At 39.5% G+C, this 1,232-nt stretch carries 1 protein-coding gene and 1 pseudogene; both read right to left on the reverse strand.

Annotated features, from left to right (window positions below):
- Positions 1 to 129 precede the first annotated feature (129 nt).
- Positions 130 to 915 (reverse strand): alpha/beta hydrolase, encoded by a 786-nt coding sequence (locus ACOVO2_RS08300; protein WP_421769511.1) that lies wholly within the window; start codon positions 913 to 915, stop codon positions 130 to 132.
- A 10-nt stretch (positions 916 to 925) separates the two neighbouring features.
- Positions 926 to 1,232 (reverse strand): annotated as a pseudogene (locus tag ACOVO2_RS08305) (histidine kinase); the annotation flags it as partial.

The following is a 1,232-nucleotide window of genomic DNA, read 5'->3' on the forward strand; positions in this document are numbered from 1 at the left end:
GAGGCTTAATTATTTCGTTCCCGCATATTATTAAGCAGAATATTGATTTATCAAATATTCCGTTTTGTCATTAGAATTTATTAGGTTTAGGTTAGAAAAAGCAGGAGATTTTCTCTTGCTTTTTTTGTTTTATCCCAACTGCTCGTTAAAAAATAACAGGGTTTTAGCAAGATGCTCCGACCAATACTCCCACGAGTGGCCACCCGAAAATTCTTCGTAAATGTGAGGTATTTCGTTGTTTTTCAAGTCATTGTGCAGTTGACGGTTGTGTTCAATTAAAATATCTTCTGCACCACAATCGAACCTGAAAGGAGGGAAGGTGCTTTTATTTTTCAAAAACCATTCTAAAACACCATCTTGTTCTAAGGCATCATGCTTTAATTGCTCAAAATTAGCCACAAATTCTCCTATTTGATTAAAATGAGTGATAGATGAAAGCCCCGAAAAAGCCTTGAATACAGTCGGATATTTCGCCCCCAAACGCAAAGCTCCAAATCCACCCATCGAAAGTCCAGCAATAAAAATGGGCGATTCTTCAGTTATTTGTGCGTACAGCTCTTTCATTACCTCAATTACGTCTTCTACAATCCAACGTTCATAATCAGCGGTTTGATGCGGAATGTAACCACTGCCATCGGCATATAATCCATCAGAAGGCATTGCCAGAATCATTGGTTTTATTTGCCCAGTTTCTATCAGATGTTGGGTAGTTATGTGGGCATTTCCCTTCATCGTCCACGCCCAATGACTGCCATAAACACCATGCAGCAAAATAACGAGCGGAGTTGCCGACTCACCTAAATTTGGTGGAGCATAAACCGTAATATCGGCACGTTGTTTTAAGGCATTACTCTTGACTGTAATGAAATCTAAGCCTTGAAAAGTGGCTTTTTCGGTGGTGAAAAATTGACTCATTTTAAATTTTTTAAAACACAATAACACCCTTAGCGTTGCGGCCTGCGTGCATATCGGCAAAAGCATTGGGTAAATCATCGATCGAATACGTTCGAGTAACCATTTTATCTAAAATCAATTCGCCTTTTGCGTAGAGGTCTTGTAAAATCGGGAAATCAATTTGCGGACGAGTTTTACCATAAAGTGGATTGATGTAGATTTTGTCCCATTCAAATAAATTCATATCAATTACAATCTCTTGCTCGATACCGCTCACTTGAACGGCCATGCCTGCATTGCGAACCATCGCCAACGGAGCAGCCCCAAGTTCAGGAATA

The organism is Emticicia sp. (assembly GCF_049241225.1).
Lineage (GTDB): Bacteria > Bacteroidota > Bacteroidia > Cytophagales > Spirosomataceae > Emticicia.